This is a genomic window from Mesorhizobium sp. WSM4308, from assembly GCF_002294905.1.
Classification (GTDB): domain Bacteria; phylum Pseudomonadota; class Alphaproteobacteria; order Rhizobiales; family Rhizobiaceae; genus Mesorhizobium.
This window is the reverse complement of sequence record NZ_NSFW01000005.1, coordinates 204,919-224,340: the sequence shown is the minus strand read 5'-3', so window position 1 is coordinate 224,340 and position 19,422 is coordinate 204,919. Positions and strand designations below refer to the sequence as shown.

Annotated in this window: 25 protein-coding genes; 17 read left to right on the top strand and 8 right to left on the bottom strand. The window is 62.7% G+C overall.

Annotation, left to right across the window (positions count from 1 at the left end; translation table 11 throughout):
* The first annotated feature begins 109 nt into the window (after positions 1-109).
* Genes CK227_RS11525 through purB form a run of 3 tightly spaced genes read left to right on the top strand, consistent with a single transcriptional unit; the run spans position 110 to position 2,717 of the window.
* Positions 110-835 carry a DUF2259 domain-containing protein gene (locus tag CK227_RS11525; protein ID WP_095770877.1) on the top strand — a complete coding sequence of 242 codons (726 nt, stop codon included), beginning with the start codon at positions 110-112 and terminating at the stop codon, positions 833-835.
* The gene (locus CK227_RS11520) at positions 832-1,350 is read left to right on the top strand and encodes a hypothetical protein (protein WP_095770347.1); all 519 of its coding nucleotides are present in this window, start codon (positions 832-834) and stop codon (positions 1,348-1,350) included. Before CK227_RS11525 ends, CK227_RS11520 begins: the two co-directional genes overlap by 4 nt.
* 59 nt (positions 1,351-1,409) lie before the next feature.
* Positions 1,410-2,717 carry an adenylosuccinate lyase gene (gene purB, locus CK227_RS11515; RefSeq protein ID WP_095770348.1) on the top strand — a complete coding sequence of 436 codons (1,308 nt, stop codon included), beginning with the start codon at positions 1,410-1,412 and terminating at the stop codon, positions 2,715-2,717.
* Positions 2,718-2,764: 47 nt separating this feature from the next.
* On the opposite strand, the gene CK227_RS11510 is transcribed toward purB, so the two are convergent.
* Positions 2,765-3,577 carry a VOC family protein gene (locus CK227_RS11510; protein WP_095770878.1) on the bottom strand — a complete coding sequence of 271 codons (813 nt, stop codon included), beginning with the start codon at positions 3,575-3,577 and terminating at the stop codon, positions 2,765-2,767.
* A 245-nt stretch (positions 3,578-3,822) separates the two neighbouring features.
* Between CK227_RS11510 and CK227_RS11505 the strand changes: the two genes are divergently transcribed.
* Positions 3,823-4,371 carry an alpha/beta hydrolase gene (locus CK227_RS11505; protein WP_095770349.1) on the top strand — a complete coding sequence of 183 codons (549 nt, stop codon included), beginning with the start codon at positions 3,823-3,825 and terminating at the stop codon, positions 4,369-4,371.
* Between the two features lie 124 nt (positions 4,372-4,495).
* Here CK227_RS11505 and CK227_RS11500 read toward each other — a convergent pair whose 3' ends face one another.
* Positions 4,496-5,269 carry an HpcH/HpaI aldolase/citrate lyase family protein gene (locus CK227_RS11500; protein ID WP_095770350.1) on the bottom strand — a complete coding sequence of 258 codons (774 nt, stop codon included), beginning with the start codon at positions 5,267-5,269 and terminating at the stop codon, positions 4,496-4,498.
* 167 nt (positions 5,270-5,436) lie between these two features.
* A complete protein-coding gene (locus CK227_RS11495; protein ID WP_095770351.1) occupies positions 5,437-5,757 on the bottom strand; it encodes a DUF1476 domain-containing protein in 321 nt (106 codons plus the stop codon).
* A 276-nt stretch (positions 5,758-6,033) separates the two neighbouring features.
* Between CK227_RS11495 and purC the strand changes: the two genes are divergently transcribed.
* The 7 genes from purC to CK227_RS11460 all read left to right on the top strand — a co-directional run bounded on the left by purC (position 6,034) and on the right by CK227_RS11460 (position 9,836).
* Positions 6,034-6,828: a phosphoribosylaminoimidazolesuccinocarboxamide synthase gene (gene purC, locus CK227_RS11490; protein ID WP_010909103.1), complete on the top strand. Its 795-nt coding sequence runs from the start codon at positions 6,034-6,036 to the stop codon at positions 6,826-6,828.
* Between the two features lie 43 nt (positions 6,829-6,871).
* On the top strand, positions 6,872-7,114 hold the full coding sequence (gene purS, locus CK227_RS11485) for a phosphoribosylformylglycinamidine synthase subunit PurS (protein ID WP_095770879.1): 243 nt from the start codon (positions 6,872-6,874) through the stop codon (positions 7,112-7,114).
* Positions 7,115-7,133: 19 nt separating this feature from the next.
* A complete protein-coding gene (locus tag CK227_RS11480; RefSeq protein ID WP_095770880.1) occupies positions 7,134-7,388 on the top strand; it encodes a hypothetical protein in 255 nt (84 codons plus the stop codon).
* The gene (gene purQ, locus CK227_RS11475; RefSeq protein ID WP_095770352.1) at positions 7,385-8,053 is read left to right on the top strand and encodes a phosphoribosylformylglycinamidine synthase subunit PurQ; all 669 of its coding nucleotides are present in this window, start codon (positions 7,385-7,387) and stop codon (positions 8,051-8,053) included. The genes CK227_RS11480 and purQ overlap by 4 nt, the downstream gene beginning before the upstream one ends.
* Before the next feature lie 70 nt (positions 8,054-8,123).
* The gene (locus tag CK227_RS11470; protein WP_095770353.1) at positions 8,124-8,789 is read left to right on the top strand and encodes a glutathione S-transferase family protein; all 666 of its coding nucleotides are present in this window, start codon (positions 8,124-8,126) and stop codon (positions 8,787-8,789) included.
* Positions 8,786-9,193, top strand: coding sequence for a hypothetical protein (locus tag CK227_RS11465; protein WP_095770354.1), 408 nt, complete (start codon positions 8,786-8,788; stop codon positions 9,191-9,193). Before CK227_RS11470 ends, CK227_RS11465 begins: the two co-directional genes overlap by 4 nt.
* A gap of 1 nt (position 9,194) precedes the next feature.
* On the top strand, positions 9,195-9,836 hold the full coding sequence (locus CK227_RS11460) for a Pr6Pr family membrane protein (protein WP_095770355.1): 642 nt from the start codon (positions 9,195-9,197) through the stop codon (positions 9,834-9,836).
* Between the two features lie 9 nt (positions 9,837-9,845).
* On the opposite strand, the gene CK227_RS11455 is transcribed toward CK227_RS11460, so the two are convergent.
* The gene (locus tag CK227_RS11455) at positions 9,846-10,097 is read right to left on the bottom strand and encodes a DUF1127 domain-containing protein (RefSeq protein ID WP_095770356.1); all 252 of its coding nucleotides are present in this window, start codon (positions 10,095-10,097) and stop codon (positions 9,846-9,848) included.
* Between the two features lie 93 nt (positions 10,098-10,190).
* Here CK227_RS11455 and CK227_RS11450 point away from each other — a divergent pair, with 93 nt between their 5' ends.
* Positions 10,191-11,603, top strand: coding sequence for a PLP-dependent aminotransferase family protein (locus CK227_RS11450; RefSeq protein ID WP_095770357.1), 1,413 nt, complete (start codon positions 10,191-10,193; stop codon positions 11,601-11,603).
* Between the two features lie 15 nt (positions 11,604-11,618).
* Here CK227_RS11450 and CK227_RS36695 read toward each other — a convergent pair whose 3' ends face one another.
* Positions 11,619-11,783 carry a hypothetical protein gene (locus CK227_RS36695; RefSeq protein ID WP_179296309.1) on the bottom strand — a complete coding sequence of 55 codons (165 nt, stop codon included), beginning with the start codon at positions 11,781-11,783 and terminating at the stop codon, positions 11,619-11,621.
* Between the two features lie 253 nt (positions 11,784-12,036).
* Between CK227_RS36695 and purL the strand changes: the two genes are divergently transcribed.
* The 5 genes from purL to CK227_RS11425 all read left to right on the top strand — a co-directional run bounded on the left by purL (position 12,037) and on the right by CK227_RS11425 (position 17,106).
* Positions 12,037-14,268: a phosphoribosylformylglycinamidine synthase subunit PurL gene (gene purL / locus CK227_RS11445; RefSeq protein ID WP_095770358.1), complete on the top strand. Its 2,232-nt coding sequence runs from the start codon at positions 12,037-12,039 to the stop codon at positions 14,266-14,268.
* A 47-nt stretch (positions 14,269-14,315) separates the two neighbouring features.
* Positions 14,316-14,849, top strand: a complete 534-nt coding sequence (locus tag CK227_RS11440) for a hypothetical protein (protein WP_095770359.1) — start codon at positions 14,316-14,318, stop codon at positions 14,847-14,849.
* A 122-nt stretch (positions 14,850-14,971) separates the two neighbouring features.
* Positions 14,972-15,205 (top strand): BolA family transcriptional regulator, encoded by a 234-nt coding sequence (locus CK227_RS11435; RefSeq protein WP_010909092.1) that lies wholly within the window; start codon positions 14,972-14,974, stop codon positions 15,203-15,205.
* A 153-nt stretch (positions 15,206-15,358) separates the two neighbouring features.
* Positions 15,359-15,694, top strand: a complete 336-nt coding sequence (gene grxD / locus CK227_RS11430) for a Grx4 family monothiol glutaredoxin (protein ID WP_010909091.1) — start codon at positions 15,359-15,361, stop codon at positions 15,692-15,694.
* A 143-nt stretch (positions 15,695-15,837) separates the two neighbouring features.
* On the top strand, positions 15,838-17,106 hold the full coding sequence (locus CK227_RS11425; RefSeq protein ID WP_095770360.1) for a multidrug effflux MFS transporter: 1,269 nt from the start codon (positions 15,838-15,840) through the stop codon (positions 17,104-17,106).
* Between the two features lie 10 nt (positions 17,107-17,116).
* Here CK227_RS11425 and CK227_RS37200 read toward each other — a convergent pair whose 3' ends face one another.
* From CK227_RS37200 to ttcA, 3 genes are all read right to left on the bottom strand, one after another.
* Positions 17,117-17,350 (bottom strand): hypothetical protein, encoded by a 234-nt coding sequence (locus CK227_RS37200; protein WP_245317947.1) that lies wholly within the window; start codon positions 17,348-17,350, stop codon positions 17,117-17,119.
* 248 nt (positions 17,351-17,598) lie between these two features.
* Positions 17,599-18,426 (bottom strand): inositol monophosphatase family protein, encoded by an 828-nt coding sequence (locus CK227_RS11415; RefSeq protein ID WP_095770362.1) that lies wholly within the window; start codon positions 18,424-18,426, stop codon positions 17,599-17,601.
* Positions 18,416-19,303 carry a tRNA 2-thiocytidine(32) synthetase TtcA gene (ttcA, locus tag CK227_RS11410; RefSeq protein WP_095770881.1) on the bottom strand — a complete coding sequence of 296 codons (888 nt, stop codon included), beginning with the start codon at positions 19,301-19,303 and terminating at the stop codon, positions 18,416-18,418. Before ttcA ends, CK227_RS11415 begins: the two co-directional genes overlap by 11 nt.
* Positions 19,304-19,422: the final 119 nt, after the last annotated feature.

Below are 19,422 nucleotides of genomic sequence, written 5' to 3'. Positions count from 1 at the left end.
GACAATAACAACTGACGAGCCGATTGGATGCATCGGCTTTCGGCCCGCACGACGTTTTGATTTCGTCGTGCTAGGGATTGCAACGATCACGGCTGCCGGAGTGAAAAAGATGCGAGTGCTTTTCCTGTTTGCCGTTTGCCTGGCCGCGCAGCTCGGCGCGTCGATCGCCGTCCAGGCCGGCGATGTCGCCGATCTTGAAATCCTTGGCTTCAGCAAGGATGGCGGCGTGTTCGCCTTCGAGGAATACGGAGTCCAGGACGGGTCGGGCTTCCCTTATGCCAACCGCTATTACATCGACACCAGCACCGACAGTTTTCTCAAGGGCACGCCGATCAGGGTCCGGCTCGACGACGAGAACGCCAAGCTGGACGCGGCGCGCCTTCAGGCCCGGCAAAAGGGCGAGGCCATTGTCAGCCAGGCCGAGCTGAGCGCCAATCGCGGCATCACCGCCGGTTTCAACCCGGTGACCGAGCTTTCGGCCGATCCGCACCGCATGGCGGTCAATCCGCGGCCGATCTTCTCTCCGGTCGACCAACCGCTCGAGTTCCGGCTGGACGAGATCGGCATGAACAGCACCGAAGGCTGCGACAGCCAGGGCGAGATCAATGGCTTCCGGCTGCTGCGCGTCGCGGCGCAGGATGGCGGCACCACCAAATTGCTGCACGAGGACAAGTCGATCCCCAAAAGCCGCGGCTGCCCGAACGGTTACCGCATCGGGGCGGTCCAGACATTCTCCATGGATAGCCTCAGCGCCTATGCGGTGCTGATCGCGGTGCGCCAATATGGCTTCGAGGGTCCGGACTTCCGCTGGATCGCCGTGACCGGCCGCCTGTGAGTACGCACGTCGCCATACTCAACCGCAACCTGAACTTCGTCCGCCGCGCCTTGCCAGGGTGGCGCGCGACGCTTTTCGGCTCGTTCTTGTGGGCCGCAACCATGGGCACGAGCGCGCTCATCAACCTGTTGCTGGACGATTGGGTGACGCCGGAGAAAATCCGCACCGTATCGCTGCTGTTTGCGGGCGGCGGCGCCCTCGCCTTTCCGGTCGGCCTGTTCGTGGCACGGCTGGTCTCGCTGGGAAGGCGCCGGGAGGCAGCCTTCGCGGCGACAATGGTATGCCTTGCCGCCGCGACGATCGGGCTGACCGACGGGCTCTATGCCTTGCAGTACCGGTCATACTATGCCGAATGGCATGCACCGGTCTTCACCCTCACCTGGGGGTTTCAACTCGCCTTCACGATGGCGGTGGCGTCCTACCAGTTCATGGTGCTGGGCATCAGGCTCTATTTTCCGCTTGGGTTCATCGCCTTGTTTGCCGCCAGTCTCTGGTTTGCACAGCAGCGGCGTTGAGCATTTTGTCTGTCTCTGTTAGGAGGCGGGCTAACCCTCCGACACATCAGGACTGACCGATGATCCCTCGCTATTCCCGGCCGGAAATGGTCGCCATCTGGTCGCCCGAAACCCGGTTTCGCATCTGGTTCGAAATCGAGGCCCATGCCTGCGACGCGCTGGCCGAACTCGGCGTCATCCCGAAGGAAGCGGCAAAGACCATCTGGGAAAAGGGCGGTGCCGCGAAATTCGACGTCGAGAAGATCGACGAGATCGAACGCGTCACCAAGCATGACGTCATCGCCTTCCTCACACATCTTGCCGAATTCGTCGGACCGGATGCGCGTTTCATCCACCAGGGCATGACGTCTTCGGATGTCCTGGACACCTGCTTTGCCGTCCAGCTTACCCGCGCCAGCGACATTCTACTCGCCGACATTGACGGCCTGCTTGCCGCGCTCAAGCGCCGCGCCTTCGAACACAAGGACACCGTTACCATCGGCCGCAGCCACGGCATCCATGCCGAGCCGACAACCTTCGGCATCAAGCTGGCGCAGGCCTATGCCGAATTCTCGCGCTGCCGCGAGCGGCTGGTGCACGCACGCGAAGACATCGCCACCTGCGCCATTTCCGGGGCGGTCGGCACCTTCGCCAACATCGAACCCTATGTCGAGGAGCATGTCGCGGCAAAGCTCGGGCTGAAGCCGGAGCCGGTGTCGACGCAAGTGATCCCGCGCGACCGCCACGCCATGTTCTTTGCCACGCTCGGCGTCATCGCCTCGTCGATGGAGCGGCTGGCGACCGAGATCCGGCACCTGCAGCGCACCGAGGTGCTGGAAGCGGAGGAATATTTTTCGCCGGGCCAGAAAGGCTCGTCGGCAATGCCGCACAAGCGCAACCCCGTGCTGACGGAAAACCTCACCGGCCTTGCCCGCATGGTGCGCTCCATGGCGCTGCCGGCGATGGAGGATGTGGCGCTCTGGCACGAGCGCGACATCTCGCACTCCTCCGTCGAGCGCATGATCGGTCCGGACGCCACGGTGACGCTGGATTTCGCGCTGTCACGGCTGACCGGCGTCGTCGACAAGCTGGTCGTCTATCCCGAGAACATGCTGAAGAACATGAACAAGTTCCGCGGCCTGGTGCATTCGCAGCGCGTCATGCTGGCGCTGACGCAGGCAGGCCTGTCGCGCGAGGACTCCTACCGGCTGGTGCAGCGCAACGCCATGAAGGTGTGGGAACAAGGCGCTGATTTTCTTGAGGAACTTTTGGCCGACAAGGAAGTCACCGCTGCCCTGCCGGAGGCGGAAATCCGTGAGAAATTCGACCTGGGCTACCACACCAAGCATGTCGACACGATCTTCAGGCGGGTGTTTGAAGAGGCTTGAGCTTCCTTCACCCCGTAGACGGGAGAAAGAAGCCGTGCCGACGCCGATCACGCCTTTCCGGGAACGGTCCTGATCACCGTGCCCCAAGGATCCTCACGCGTCGTTTCGCCGGTCACATTGTCCGAACGCATCTCGACCCAGGCGAGGCCCGAGCGCGACGGGTCGCGACGGCCGGCGCCGGCGCTCTGCCAGGCATTGGCGCCGATGTGATGATGGTAATGGCCTGACGACAGGAACACTGCCTGACCGCCATATCTGGCCACCGTGTCGAAGCCGAATTCCTGGTTCCACCAGGCTTCCGCCTCTTCCGGCCTGCCGACACGCAGATGGACATGGCCGACGATGCTGTTTTCCGGCGCGCCTCGCCACCCCGCATCGCCGGCCGGCACTTCGCCGACGACAGCCGGAATGTTGAGCCGCTCGGTCGCCATGGCGATCTTGTCGCCGTTCCATTTCCAGTCCTGCGGCCGGCGGTCGGCATAGATCTCGATGCCGTTGCCTTCGGGGTCGGTCAGGTAAAGCGCTTCGCTGACCAGATGGTCGGACGCGCCCTCGATGGCGATCTTGTCTGATATGGCGTGGTTGATCCAGCGGCCGAGATCGGCACGGCTGGGCAGCAGGAAAGCCGTGTGGAACAGGCCGGCGCTGCGCGGATCGTCCGGTTTGGCCGAAGCATCCGGCTCGAGGACCAGCAACGGACGGCTGCCGGCGCCGAGCGTGATCGCGCCATCGGCACGGCTCAATTCCTGCAGGCCGACAACCCGGCGATAATAGGCAGCGAGGCTCTCAGCATCGCGCGCCTTCAGCCCGACGCGGGCAACGCTCACCGGCGTGGTGGCGGCAAATGGCAGTTCGCTCATCATGGTCTCCATCGCGGCGACGCTTGATGAAGCTCCCGATGCCAGGGGCCCGGCGCCGCCGATTATTGTACGTCGTGTCAGCGCCAAAATCCCGGTCCTCCACGGCTGTTTCTCTCCTAACGACAGATCGTCGATCACGATCGTTCACACAAGACAGCGAAAAGCGAACATGGTGTTCACCATTACGAGCAGAAGCGCGTCCATCAACGGTTGCATGAGGCAATCACGCTCGCTATCTCAGCTCCATGAAAGTCAAAGATGCAGATATCCTGATCGTCCCGGGCTACACCAACTCCGGACCCGAGCACTGGCAAACCCGCTGGCAATCGAAACTGTCGACGGCGCGGCGCGTCGAGCAGGCTGAATGGTCGAAGCCGGTCCGCGAGGACTGGACGGCGAGCGTGGCCAAAGCGGTCAACGAGGCCGAGAGGCCTGTGGTCATCGTCGCGCACTCGTTAGGGGTGGCTGCGGCCGTGCAGGCCATCCCGCAATTCGTCAGACCGGTCGCCGGCGCCTTCTTCGTGGCGCCGCCCGATGTTGCCAACCCTGGGATCAAGCCGAAGCACCTGATGACCTTCGGACCCTACCCGCGCGAGCCGCTGCCCTTTCCGTCGGTCGTGATCGCCAGCCGCAACGACCCGTTCTGTGCCTTCGGTGTCGCCGAGGACATAGCCGGCGCCTGGGGTTCGCTGTTCATCGATGCCGGCGAGACCGGCCATCTCAACCAGGATTCTGGCTTCGGCCCTTGGCCCGAAGGCTCGATGACCTTCGCCAAGTTCCTGACGGATCTGTGATTGAGACCCAAAGTCGGCGCACAGAGTCCCGAAGAAACCGCCGAGCTCCGATAAACAATAATTTAAGGTGGCTCGCGAGCGCCTAACCGCCCGGCGCCGTGACGGTAGTTCCTCCGGTTCGGGTTCAGACTCCGATCGAATCCTTGATATCTTTCAGCAGGGTCCTTGCCCCCAATGAAATCAACGCATGCTCGGACCCGGTGGCGAGCAGGCGATAGCCCATCGAGACGACACGGCCGGCAATTGCTGGTTCGACGACATAGATCGCGGCATGTTTTCCGGCCTTGCGGGTGCGCTCGGCCACCGACGCCACCGTCTCCATCATGCTCTCCAGCGTCGAACTGACCGTGGCGCCATTGGTCCAGGCAATCGAGAAATCCGACGGCCCGAGGAAGATGCCGTCAATGCCGGGCGTGTCGAGAATGCCGTCGAGCGCGTCGAGCGCGGCGCGCGTCTCGACCATGGCAAAGGCCATGGTGCGCTGATTGGTGTCGCGCAGCCATTCGGCATAGTCGCCCTTGCCGTGGCGAGGAAAGGCATAGGTGGGGCCCCACGAGCGCTCGCCGAGCGGTGGATATTTCATCGCCGCGGCGAACAGCTTTGCATCGGCCACCGAATTCACCATCGGCGCGATCACCGCCTCGGCGCCGAAATCGAGCGCCCGGCTTGCCATGTCGAAACGGCCGACGGGGATGCGCACCAGCGCCGGCTTGTTTGCGGCAAGCACGGGCAAGAGACCGCGCAGCACGCTGTCCTCGTGATGACCGCCATGCTGCATGTCGAGCGTGATGGCATCGAAGCCCTGTTTGGCGAGGATCTCGACGGTCAGGGCATCCGGCACGCCGGACCAAGCGGTGACCAGCGTTTCATCGGCGGCAAGGCGGGACTTCAGGGACATCTAGTCTTCTTCCTCGTTAATGTCGGCAGTTTCAGCCGGAAACCACGCCAAAGGCAAAGAAAAACCGCCCGGCTTGGCCGGGCGGTCGATTGGTCCAGTCATTCATTTTTGCCGCAGGTTCCGTCGCAAAACCGGGACACTCTTGCGAAACCCTGCGTCGGCCCGGATCAGGTGTTCTTGATCTGCTCGATCGCCTGCGCCATCAGTTCGTCCATGGTGCGGCGGATCTGATGGTCCGACTGGTCGACGCCGGCGGCATCGAAATCCTTACGGATCTTGCGGAACACGTCGTGATCACCGGCTTCCTCGATGTCGGAAACAACGACTTCCTTGGCATAGGTATCGGCGTCGGCACCCGACTTTCCGAGCTTTTCGGCGGCCCACAGGCCGAGCGCCTTGTTGCGGCGCGCCGACGCCTTGAACCGAAGCTCTTCGTCGAACACAAATTTGCGCTCGAAGCCCTCTTCGCGATCTTTCATGCTGCTCATGGCGTCCCTCCGGGTCAAATGCGATTCGTTGGCAAGAGATATGTGTGTTGCCAAAGCACAAACCAAAACGTCGCGAGCCGGTCAATACGCTTCGTCATATGCTGCGCTGCGGCATTTCAGTCCGGAAAGCGGTTGATTGGACGGATTTGCCGATTGAGCAAACGGTGTGATTGGGATAGACCCGGCATTGAACCCAACCGTCGCCGCAACTAATATAGGCAGACGGACAGGAACTGGTCGCTTGCCGCCTGCCCGCAAATCCAGAGAAAAAATCAGATGAAAAATCGCCGCCGCATTTATGAAGGCAAGGCCAAGATCCTCTATGAGGGACCGGAGCCAGGTACGCTCATCCAGTTCTTCAAGGATGACGCGACCGCTTTCAACAAGAAGAAACACGAGGTCGTCGACGGCAAGGGCGTGCTCAACAACCGCATTTCCGAGCACATCTTCAACCACTTGAACCGCATGGGCATCCCGACCCACTTCATCCGCCGGCTCAACATGCGCGAGCAGCTGATCAAGGAAGTCGAGATCATCCCGCTCGAAGTGGTGGTGCGCAACGTCGCCGCAGGTTCGCTGTCGAAGCGCCTCGGCATCGAGGAAGGCACCGTCCTGCCGCGCTCGATCATCGAATTCTACTACAAGGCCGACGCGCTCGACGATCCGATGGTGTCGGAAGAGCACATCACCGCCTTCGGCTGGGCAAGCCCGCAGGAGATCGACGACGTGATGGCGCTCGCCATCCGTGTCAACGATTTCCTCTCCGGCCTGTTCATGGGCGTCGGCATCCAGCTCGTCGACTTCAAGATCGAATGCGGCCGCCTGTTCGAGGGCGACATGATGCGCATCGTCGTCGCCGACGAGATTTCGCCGGACTCCTGCCGCCTGTGGGACGTGGCAACGCAGGACAAGCTCGACAAGGACCGTTTCCGCCGCGACATGGGCGGCCTCGTCGAGGCCTACCAGGAAGTCGCCCGCCGCCTCGGCATCATGAACGAGAACGAGCCGCCGCGCCCGACCGGCCCGGTGCTTGTCGCCTCGACCGACGTCGTCAAAGGCAAGCCGCACTGATAGCGGCTTGCGATCCGATACTTAGAACAGGAGCATGTCCAGCGTGATCAAGGCCCGCATTACCGTCACCCTCAAGAACGGCGTCCTCGACCCGCAAGGCAAGGCGATCGAACACGCGCTGTCCGGTCTGGGCTTCGACGGCGTCGGCGCGGTACGGCAGGGCAAGGTGTTTGACGTCGAACTGGCGGAAGGCGACAAGGCCAAGGCCGAAGCCGATCTGAAAGCTATGTGCGACAAGCTGCTGGCGAATACGGTGATTGAGAATTATAGTGTGGCCATAACCTGAGGTTGTGTCGGAGGGGTTGGTGGCCGAGATCGATGGCAGCTTGATATTTGAAACCCTCAAGTCCATCCAGTCTCGGTTAGACAGGATGGACTTGACGCTCGGAGAGGTGAAATCCGAGCTTGGTTCCATTCGAGGTCATCTCATAGCCACTGAAAGTGACGTGAAAAACATCTATGGTGTGCTCGCTCGCCAGGATGATCGGCTCGAACATATCGAACGCCGTCTCGACCTGCGCGAACTAGCCGAAGCCCAGAGGCCTTACGAACCAAAATGAAATCTGCCGTCGTCCTCCTGCCTGGCCTCAACCGCGACCGCGACATGATCGCGGCGCTGACCAAGATTTCGGGAAAACCGCCGGTTACCGTCTGGCAGACCGACACTGAAATCCCTGACGTCGACCTGATCGCCATTCCAGGCGGCTTCTCCTTCGGCGACTATCTGCGCTGCGGCGCGATCGCGGCGCGCATGCCGGTGATGCGGGCCGTCGCCGAAAAGGCCGCCAAGGGCGTCACGGTCATCGGCGTCTGCAACGGTTTTCAGATCCTGGTGGAGGCCGGCCTGCTGCCGGGGGCGCTGATGCGCAACACCTCACTGAAGTTCGTCTGCCGGCAGATCAAGCTCGAGGTCACCAACGCCAACACCATGTTCACCCGCCGTTACCAGCCGGGCCAGATCATCCGCTCGCCGGTGGCGCATCACGACGGCAATTACTTCGCCGAAGCCGAAACCCTTTCCCGCCTCGAAGGCGAAGGCCAGGTGGTGTTCCGCTATGCCGAGGGCACCAATCCCAATGGCTCGATCAACGACATTGCCGGCATCATCAACGAACAAGGCAATGTGCTTGGCCTGATGCCGCATCCGGAAAACCTGATCGAGGCCGCCCATGGCGGCAGCGACGGCCGGGCGCTGTTCGAAGGCGCGCTCGGTATCGCCGCTTGACGATCTCAGCCGAGAATGCGGTAAGCCTTACACGGACATCGAGTCCATTGCTCTGGGGAGAGAGACGGTCATGAAACTCTATTCGCGGCCGTTGTCGCCCTATTCGTCGATCGTGCGGGCGCTTGCCTATATCAAGGACGTGCCGCTCAAGATCATCGCGCCGCCGCCGGGTTTTCCAATCCCCGAAGCGTTTCGCGCCATTTCGCCGATGAACCGGATTCCGGTGCTGATCACCGGCTCGGGCGAGACGATCCTCGAATCGGTTGTCATCGCCGAATATCTCGAGGAGCGGTTTCCGGAGCCAGCGCTGCTGCCGCCTGACTCCAAGGATCGCGCGCTGGTGCGCATGTTCGCCCGCATCACCGACCTCGACGTGCTGACGCCGACCATGAAGCTTTTCGAGCTTCATTTCGTGCCGAAGCGCAACAATGCCGACATCGATGCCCAGTTCGCCCGTCTGCATCACGGACTGGCAGCGATCGAGGCGCGCATGGCGCAAGGCCCCTTCGCGCTCGGCAACGACATCAGCCTTGCCGACGCCTGGCTGACGCCGACCCGGTTCATCTTCAACAATTTCCGCGCCATGACGGGCCGCCACGACCTGCTCGACGCCTATCCCAAATTCGATGCCTATGAGCAGATCGCCTCGCAGCATCCGGCCTTGTCGCGGGTCTGGGGCGAGATGACCGACGGCTTGAAGATCTTTCTGTCCGAACTCGAGATGGGTGCCGCTTGATCAAGAGCAAGACGATCGTTCTCGTCGCAGCCGCAGGCTTAGCCCTGGCGTCCTGCCAGTCGAGCCCGAAGAGCACGCCTGTGCCGTCGGGCAAAAGTGCGGCGCTGCTGGCCATGGAACAAGTGGCGATCGCAGCCCACAAATGCTGGATCGCCAGCAAGGACCCGGCCTTCAAGCAATATCAGATGGCTAATGAACTGAACTCGTTCAGCGGCACGCCGCGTTTCCTTTTGGTGCCGGCCAAGCATTATGGCGGCAAGCCGCTGCTGGTCGTGCAGGCGCAAGGCAATTCGAGCCGTGTCGACGTGTTCGGACCGCTGATGAACGACCCGCTCGGCGCACGCATCGGCTCGGACATTGCCCGCTGGCAGACGGGCAATCCGGCCTGCGCCGCGACCGCCTGACATGGGCCGCTTCCTGCAGGTGGTGGGTCTGGCCATCGGCCTGGCCGGCCTCGTCCTGCAGTTCTGCATCACCGTTCCGGCATCGATGGAGGCCGGCCGCAGCCTGCTCGGCTCTATCGTGTTCTACTTCAGCTTCTTCACCATCCTGACCAACGTTGGCGCCGTGCTGGTGTACACATCCCTGCTGTCATCCACCGGCTATGCCTGGCTGCCGGCCTTCGCCGTGCCGCAGATGCGTGCGGGTGTTGCGGTTTCGATCACCGTCGTCTTCATGGTCTATGCCACCGTTCTGGCACGGCTCTGGCAGCCGCAAGGCCTGTTCCTGCTCTGCGATGTGCTGCTGCACTATGTGACGCCAGTGCTGTTCGTGCTGTGGTGGCTGGCAGCGGGGGCCGACGGCAGAACGAGGTGGAGCGACATTTCCTGGTGGATGCTCTATCCCATCGCCTATCTCGCCTATGCGCTGGTACGGGCACCGATCGCGGGCGAAGTGCCCTACCCCTTCCTCGATGTTGCCAAGAACGGCGCCGCCAGCGTCGCCATTGCGGCCTTGGCCATCACCGCGCTGTTCCTGGTGATCTCGATCATTGCCGCTTTTATCGATCGCGGCATCGGCCATCGCGAGGCCAAACCGGTCCGTTAAGAATGGCCTCTATTCCCAAAAGCGCCTGATGCCCTCGCGGTGGGCATCGCAGCGGGAGATACCGATATCCTTGAGCTGATCGTCGGTCATCTCCAGCAAAGCCAGCCGGCCGCGCCGGCGCTCCAGCAAATGGTCGATCCATCGTGCCAGCGAGCTGACCAGACGCACCAGACGGCCGACAAAGCCTTGCTGGCCTGACGGGCCTAGCGCCTCGCCTGGAAATGCGGCTCTGGGATGACGGATTGTCGCGATTGTATCCATTTTCTTTCTGCCAAGACTCTCAATTGCACCCCTTTTGGCGCCCGATTGATATGTATTGACTCATAATTCGGTGCAATATAGAAAATTGTCACCATGACAAATTGGCTTCCAGATCTGACCGGCGGCGCCGGACCCCTCTATCAACGCCTCGCGGACTCCGTTGAGGCGGGCATCGACCAGGGCGTGATCGGCGCCGGAACAAAACTGCCACCCCAGCGCGACCTCGCCTATGACATCGGCACCACGGTCGGCACGGTCGGCCGGGCCTACCAGTTGCTGCGTGAGCGAGGGCTGGTGAGCGGCGAAGTCGGGCGTGGAACCTATGTGCTTGGCCGGCGCGCCGAAGGCGTGAAACCGGAGGCGCCCGACGTCAGCGTGGAAGGCACGCGCTATGTCGATGCGCCTCAGGACAAACTGCGTTTCGACAGCACGGCGGCACCCGATGTCGGCCAGGGCACTGATATCGCCGATGTGCTGTCGCGCACCGCGCAGGATCATCCCCATGAAATCTCGAGCTACACGCGTGATTTTCCTGGCCGCTGGTACGAAGCCGGCGCCCGCTGGCTGTCGAGAAACACCTTCCGCCCGGCCGCCGACAGCATCGTTCCGACGCTCGGCACCCATGCCGCGGTGATGGCGGCGATCGCCGCACTCACCACGCCGGGCGACTATGTCGCCTTCGAACACCTCACCTATTCGCAGATCTCGCGCAGCGCCGGGCTGATCGGCCGGCGCACGGCACTGGTGGCCTCGGATGACGAAGGCCTCGACCCTGCCGATTTCGAACGCGTCTGCGCGCAAAAGCATCCGAGGATGATCTTCCTGATGCCGACGGCGCAGAATCCGACCTTGACGACACTGTCCGCAGCGCGCCGCGAGGCGATCGCGCGTGTCGCGCGCGAATACAACGTCATCCTGATCGAGGATGATCTTTACGGCCACCTGACGGACGATCCGACACCGTTGCTTGCTGAATATGCCCCAGAGAGAACCATCGTCGCCGGCGGTCTGTCGAAATCGGTAGCGGCCGGTATCCGCGGCGGCTGGCTCTCCTGCCCTCCCGCCTATCGCCACCGGATCCGTGTCGCCCACAAGATGATCACCGGCGGCATGCCCTTCCTGCTGGCGGAGGTGAATACGAGGCTGGTGCTCTCCGGTCAGGCCAGCGATATCCGCAAGCGCAGCATCGCCGAAATCAGCGCCCGTATCGCGATCGTGCGCGAGACCTTGGCCGGCTTCGCGTTCAAGTCACACGACAAGGTGCCCTTTGTCTGGCTGACTTTGCCCGACCCATGGCTTTCCGGCACATTCAAGAATGCCTGTCTCGAACACGGCGTGCTGATCGACGACGAGGACGAGTTCAAGGCCGGCCGCTCCGAACAGGTCTTTCACGGTGTCCGCTTCGGCACCTCGCAGCCGAGGCAGCGCAGCGATGTCGCCGACGGCGTTGCCGTCATCCGCCGTCTCCTCGACGAAGGCCGCGCCGGCTACGACAGCTTTTCGTGAGAAACCTGAATCAGATCAGCCCTCGGCCTTGAAGTTTTTGGCTTCCTCCTTGGCCTTGTCCTTGCCGTGCTTCTCGGCCATTTCCTTCGCCTGTCCTGGCGAAACGTCTGTGGTTTCGGCGAGATGAAGAGCCTCCTTGTCCGAGAGGCGATTGTCTTTGTTGTTCTGCTTGGTACCCATGGTCCTGATCTCCTGAAGGGTTGGAACCCAACGGCCGGGATGCCATAGCGTTCCCATGCGGCTTTGCATTCCTCACAGCGACCTCGCGGATCATCGCTGGCGCGACGGGCGCCTGAAAGCTCCCGGTGCGGGCTACGCCGGCCGTCACCTTGTTGCTTTCTGTCTTTTTCGCTCATCGACGGGTGTATCGGCCGCAAAGCTTGCGATAAGAGGGGACTCAAAATCCCCGCTCCATGGACATAAATCACCGCCCATGACCATTTCCAATTCCGTGCCGATCACCCCACAGCTCATTGCCGCGCATGGGCTGAAGCCAGACGAATATCAGCGCATCCTGGACCTCGTCGGGCGCGAACCGAGCTTTACCGAGCTCGGCATCTTCTCGGCGATGTGGAACGAGCACTGCTCCTACAAATCCTCGAAGAAGTGGCTGCGCACGCTGCCCACCACCGGACCGCAGGTCATCCAGGGGCCAGGCGAGAATGCCGGCGTGGTCGACATCGGGGACGGCGACTGCGTCGTCTTCAAGATGGAAAGCCACAACCACCCCTCTTTCATCGAGCCCTACCAGGGCGCGGCGACCGGCGTCGGCGGCATTTTGCGCGACGTCTTCACCATGGGCGCACGGCCGATCGCGGCGATGAATGCACTGCGCTTCGGCGCGCCCGATCACCCCAAGACCAGGCATCTCGTCGCCGGCGTGGTTTCGGGCGTCGGCGGCTACGGCAATTCCTTCGGCGTGCCGACAGTCGGCGGTGAGGTCAATTTCGACGCCCGCTACAACGGCAACATCCTGGTCAACGCCTTTGCCGCCGGCCTCGCCAAGACCAATGCCATCTTCCTGTCGGAGGCCAAGGGCGTCGGCCTGCCGGTCGTTTATCTCGGCGCCAAGACCGGCCGCGACGGCGTCGGCGGCGCCACCATGGCCTCGGCCGAATTCGACGACAAGATCGACGAGAAGCGCCCGACCGTGCAGGTCGGCGATCCCTTCACCGAAAAGTGCCTGCTCGAAGCCTGCCTCGAACTGATGGCCTCGGGCGCCGTCATCGCCATCCAGGACATGGGTGCGGCCGGCCTCACCTGTTCGGCGGTCGAGATGGGCGCCAAGGGCGACCTCGGCATCGAGCTCGATCTCGACAAGGTGCCGGTGCGCGAGGAGCGCATGAGCGCCTATGAGATGATGCTGTCGGAAAGCCAGGAGCGCATGCTGATGGTGCTGCGGCCCGAGAAGGAAAAGGAGGCCGAGGCGATCTTCCACAAATGGGGCCTCGACTTTGCCATTGTCGGCAAGACCACCGACGATCTGCGCTTCCGCGTGCTGCATCAGGGCGACCAGGTCGCCGATCTGCCGATCAAGGATCTCGGCGACAAGGCGCCGGAATATGACCGCCCCTGGATCGAGCCGAAGAAGCCCGCACCGCTCGCCGCCAACGACATTCCGCAGGCCGATGTTGCCGATGCGCTGCTGAAGCTGCTCGGCGGGCCGGACCTGTCGTCGCGCCGCTGGGTCTGGGAGCAGTATGACACGCTGATCCAGGGCAATTCACTGCAGCTTCCCGGCGGCGATGCCGGCGTGGTGCGGGTGGAAGGCCATGCGACCAAGGCGCTCGCCTTTTCGTCCGACGTGACGCCGCGCTATTGCGAAGCCGATCCCTATGAGGGCGGCAAGCAGGCCGTGGCCGAGTGCTGGCGCAACCTGACCGCCACCGGCGCACTGCCGCTGGCGGCCACCGACAACCTCAATTTCGGCAACCCGGAACGGCCCGAGATCATGGGCCAGTTGGTCGGCGCGGTGAAGGGCATTGGCGACGCCTGCCGCGCGCTCGGCTTCCCGATCGTGTCGGGCAATGTCTCGCTCTACAACGAGACCAACGGCCAGGGCATCCTGCCGACACCGACTATCGGCGGCGTCGGCCTCATCGCCGACTGGTCGAAGATGGTGCGCACCGGCTTTGCGGCCGAGGGCCAAATGATCCTGCTGGTCGGCGCGCCCGCCTCCTGGGGCACGCATCTTGGCCAGTCCGTCTACCTCAGGGACATCCATGGCCGCACCGACGGGCCGCCGCCGCCGGTCGATCTCGCGCATGAGAAGCGCGTCGGCGACCATGTGCGCTCGCTGATCGCCTCCGGCATCGTCACCGCCGCGCATGACGTTTCCGATGGCGGCATCGCCGTGGCGCTGGCCGAAATGGCGATGGCGTCGGGCATCGGCGCGACCGTTCCCGGCCTTGTCGGCACCGATCCGATCCCGGTCTGGTTCGGCGAGGATCAGGGCCGCTATCTGCTGACGCTGTCGATCGACCCGCATGGCGAGGAATGGGACGCCATCCGAAAGCAGCAGGGCGAACTCGGCATCTTCGCGCCATGGATCGGCTCGACCGGCGGCGATGCGCTGAAGCTTGGCGAGGCGCGGGCGATCCCGCTCAGTGAATTGACCGCCGCCCACGAAGGCTGGTTCCCCCGCTTCATGGATCAGGCCAGTTGAGCAGAGCATGATCCCGAAAAGTGGGAACCGGTTTTCGGAAAAGATTCATGTTCAATCACAGGAAACTGGCTGCCAGGGCGCTGCTTGCAGTCGTCTTCTGGCCGTCGCTGTTCTTCTTCTGGTTCCTCGGGCCGTTCGTCTTTTTCCTGCTGTCGACAACCTCGAGCGAGGTTTGCATGCGGCTGGATACGCGTGCCGAGTTCCTTGACGCGGCCAATGGCGCGCTGCCGATGCTGGTGCTGCAGGACCTCATCTATGCGGTTCCGATTGTCTGCCTGGTGCTCTGGAACCGGCTTCTGCCGGAGCCGGCGCGGGCAAGGCTGGTCATCACCTGCATCAAGCTTTTCGCCGTCGCGGCCGTCCTGGGGGCCTTGTGGGAGTATGGCTCTTCGCTTGTCTGCGACGGCTATGGCCAACCGTTCTTCTCGCCCGCCTGGCGGATGACCAGCTACCTGCCGATCGCCAACCTGGCGGTCAACATCCCTCTCTATGGTCTGGTTTTCAGCCTTGGCCGCGCCTTCTCGATGCGCGAAGACGACCCAACGGCCGATGCCGTCGATCCGGACAGGAATGCGTCCTAGGCGACAATCACGCTGGTGCTGGACGGAACGGCTTCAATCGCGGCCGGAAAGGCTTTAGGTTTACCCCGACTCTCATCGCACGGGCGGCCATGCTGCCGCTCGCCCGAAACAGGAATTGTGCAATGGCAATGGACGCCCACGACATCGAAAAACTGATCAAGGACGGCATCCCGGACGCCAAGGTGACGATCCGCGACCTCGCCGGCGACGGCGACCACTATGCGGCTGAAGTCGTCGCCGAGAGCTTCCGGGGAAAAAGTCGCGTCCAGCAGCACCAGATGGTCTATGACGCGCTGAAGGGCAATATGGGCGGCGTGCTGCACGCCCTTGCGCTGCAGACCAGCGTTCCCGACTGAGGTCGTTCCGGCCAACACCCGCTTGGCCCAAACCCGCCCATCCTTTGCGCCATTTCGGCCATGGCGCGGCTAATGTCTTGTTTCGGGCAACCTATGGGTTTATTTGAGAGACATGTTTCGAGCCTGACTCCCACAGGCGTGAAAGGATATTCCATGAGCGGCATCAACGACTACATCGACAATGAAGTGAAGGGCAACGACGTCGTCCTTTTCATGAAGGGCACGCCCGGTTTTCCGCAGTGCGGTTTTTCCGGCCAGGTCGTCCAGATCCTCGACTATATCGGCGCCGACTACAAAGGCGTGAATGTCCTGGATTCGGCTGAATTGCGCCAAGGCATCAAGGACTATTCCAACTGGCCGACAATCCCCCAGCTTTACGTCAAGGGCGAATTCGTCGGCGGCTGCGATATTGTCCGCGAGATGTTCCAGGCCGGCGAGTTGCAGACCTTCCTGGTCGAAAAGGGCGTCAGCGTCAAAGGCGCCGCCTGATTTCGGTTTTGGGCATGTCGTAATGACTGCACTGAACACCGGGGCAGCTCCACCTCGGCAATTTTTATGTCCCGATATCGGGACCAAGACGAGCCAATGCGCCGGCCCGCCGGCGCGTTTTCGTTTGAGAGATCGGACTTGCCGTGGATCAGCAATCGACAGCGCCGCAATCGGCAAGCAAACTGCCTATTCCGCGCTGGGAGTTCATTGCGCTGTGCGCGGCGCTGATGGCGCTGAATTCCCTGGCCATCGACATCATGCTGCCGGCGCTGCAGCAGATCGGCGCCTCGCTCGGCGTCGAGAATGAAAACCACCGGCAATATGTGATCACCGCCTACATTCTGGGTTTTGGTGGCGGCCAGCTGTTCTTCGGGCCGATCTCGGACCGTTTCGGCCGCCGCTCGCCGCTCGTCGCCGGGCTGATCATCTATGTGGCGGCTGCCGCCGCCGCCGCCATCGCGCCAAGCTTTGAAACGCTGCTGATATGCCGCGCCGTGCAAGGCATCGGCGCGGCGGCCACGCGCGTCATCGCGGTCTCGATCGTGCGCGATACGTTCGAAGGCCGGCGCATGGCGGAGGTGATGTCGCTGATCTTCATGGTGTTCATGGCGATACCGGTCATTGCGCCGGGCATCGGCCAGTTCATCATGCTGTTCGCCACCTGGCACTATATCTTCGTCACCATGGCCGTCGGCGCGCTGATCGTGTCGGCGTGGTCGCTGCTGCGCCTGCCTGAAACGCTGCGCCCCGACTATCGCCGGCAATTGACGGTTTCCTCGGTCCTCGGCGGATTCGGCATCGTGCTCACCAACCGCATCGCGCTCTGCTACGCCTTTGCCAGCACCTTCATCTTCGCCGCCATGTTCGGCTTCATCGCCTCGGCGCAGCAGATCTATGTCGACATCTTCAACGTCGGCGAGATGTTCCCCGTCATCTTCGCCGGGGTCGCCGGCGTGCTGGCTTTTTCCAATTTTCTGAATTCGCGGCTTGTCGGCCGCATCGGCATGCGCCGTCTGTCGCAGAGCGCGCTGCTTTTGTTTCTGGTCATCAGCCTGGCCTGGCTGGTCGTTTCGCTGGAAATCAAGATGCCGCTCTGGCTGTTCATCACTTTCTTTGCCAGCGCCATGCTTCCCTTCGGTGCGCTTGGCGCCAATTTCAACGCATTGGCGATGGAGCCGCTCGGCCAGCTGGCCGGCACGGCGTCGTCCATCCTTGGCTTCATGCAGACGTTTCTCGGCGGCATTCTCGGCACGCTGATAGGCCAGGCTTTCAACGGCACGGTGACGCCGCTTGCCGCCGGCTTCTGCAGCGTCTCGGTCGCGGCGCTGCTGATGATCCTCATCGCCGAGCGCGGCAAGATGTTCCAGCCGCATAACCCACCCATTTCAGGGCATATTACCGACCTGCATTAGACGAGGTGCGTCAGGAGGCACCTTCAACCGCCGCCGTGAAGCGGGGCGCAAGCATGCGCCCGGCGATTGCTCCGCCCATACTGTCCGAAAACGGCAATGGCAGCGCGTCGTCGAGGGCCTTGAGGATGGATGCCACGAAGGCCCGGCTGAGTTGCGGATCGGTCCCGAGGTCCGAATAGGTGGCGCGAGGCCTGCCGATCAGCGTGCCGTTGCGGCGCAGCGAGAACTGCAGCGTCAACGACATGCCCGCGGTCCCCGCTGGCGGCCTCCAGCAGGCATAGATAGCCTCCGACATCTCCTTGAGGGTGTCGACAGGTTCGGAGCTGTGGCAGGGGCGCTCTTGCGCGATTGCCGCGGTGGCGTTTGCAAGCAAGATGGCAGCAAGAGCCGCCGCAAGAATTGCGCGCCGCGATTTCATTCGAGAGAACCCCGCGAAAGCGCCAATTCTTCGGCCGCACAAAACCGGCAGTCAAGCGCGGGCCAAGAATTGACCTATCCAGCCCACAGTTCGCGGCGCAACTCCTGCCAGCTTTCGCGATCAGGAGCGACCAGCAAGCCGCCGCCAACATGCGACGGCAGATAGGCCGTGCCATCGAAGCGCGCGGCATGGCCGCCGGCCTCCGCATGGATCAGCACACCGGCCAGATGGTCCCAGGGCATCAACTTGTTGTAGACGACGAAATGGCCATGGCCGCTCGCCAGCAAGCGATATTCGTGGGCGGCGCAGCGGTAGTTGAACTGCGACAGCGTTTTGGTCTGGTTGCAGGCCAGCCGCGTGCGGTCGGGCTCGGCCATATACTGCCAGGAAACCGCGCCGGTCATCCCGGAGATCGGCGCGCTAGCCGCAACCCGCACTGTCTCCAGTGTACCATGCGCATGGCGGATATGGCTGCCGGCACCCTTGGCACCGATCAGCCAGTCCTTGCCGACCGGATCATGGATGATGCCGGCGACCGTCTCGCCCTTGACCACGACGCCGAGCATGACGCCGAACAGCGGCACGCCGGAGGCGAAATTGAAGGTGCCGTCGACCGGGTCGATGACGAAAGCCAGATCGGCGTCGCCCAGGCCATCGAGCAGCGCCGGGTCGTCGGAACAGGCTTCCTCGCCGACAACCATGGCCGAGGGATAATGCTGGCGCAGCCTGGCGGTGATCAGCCGCTCGGCGTTGACGTCGGCTTCCGTCACCAGATCGGCGGCCGAGGTCTTCTGCCTGATGTCGCCATCGCCCAGCCGGCGAAAGCGGGGCATGATTTCGGTGTCGGCGGCCTCGGCCAGCAGGCTGGCCAGCCAGTCGATCGCGTTGTCGTCAAATGTCATCGGATGCGTCTTGTCCTGTGATGAGGGTCTGGTTCAGGGCGGCGAAATCGAACAGCTTCCTGTCGAGCAGATGCGACGGCCGGGTGTTGGACAGCGCGCGGATCATGGTGTCCTTGCGGCCGGGCATGCGCCTTTCGATGTCTTCCAGCATCGCCTTCATGGCGTTGCGCTGGAGACCTTCCTGGCTTCCGCAGAGGTCGCAAGGAATGATCGGGAACCGCATCGCCGCGGCGAATTTTTCGAGGTCGATCTCGGCGCAATAGCTCAGCGGCCGCAGCACCATGACGTCGCCTTCGTCGTTGAGCAGCTTTGGCGGCATGGCGGCGAGACGGCCGCCATGGAACAAGTTCATGAAAAAGGTTTCGAGAATGTCCTCGCGATGATGGCCGAGCACCAGCGCCGAGCACCCCTCCTCGCGCGCGATGCGGTAGAGATGGCCGCGCCGCAGCCGCGAGCAGAGCGAGCAATAGGTGCTGCCTTGCGGCAGCTTGTCGGTGACCACCGAATAGGTGTCCTGATACTCGATGCGGTGGGCAATGCCGTTGGCGTTGAGATAGTCGGGCAGGATGTGCTTGGGGAAATTCGGCTGGCCCTGATCGAGATTGCAGGCCAGCAACTCGACCGGCAGCAGCCCGCGCCATTTGAGGTCGAGCAGCAAGGCAAGCAGGCCGTAGGAATCCTTGCCGCCCGACAGCGCGACCAGCCAACGCTGTCCCGGCTCCACCATCGAGAAATCCTCGATCGCCTGGCGGGTCAGCCGCAGCAGCCGCTTGCGCAATTTGTTGAACTCGACCGAGGACGGCACATCGGCGAACAGCGGATGGGAGCCGCCTTCGGCGGCCGGCTCAAGCGTCTCGATGTCTGGCAGCATGTTCATGGCGCGGCGGCCCCAGGATGTGATGTCCGTCCGGATTAGCGCATCGGCCGCAAAATCGAAACGACAAAGCGGATGCGCCAAACAAAAAGGCCGCCTCGAGGGCGGCCTTTCGGTATCGC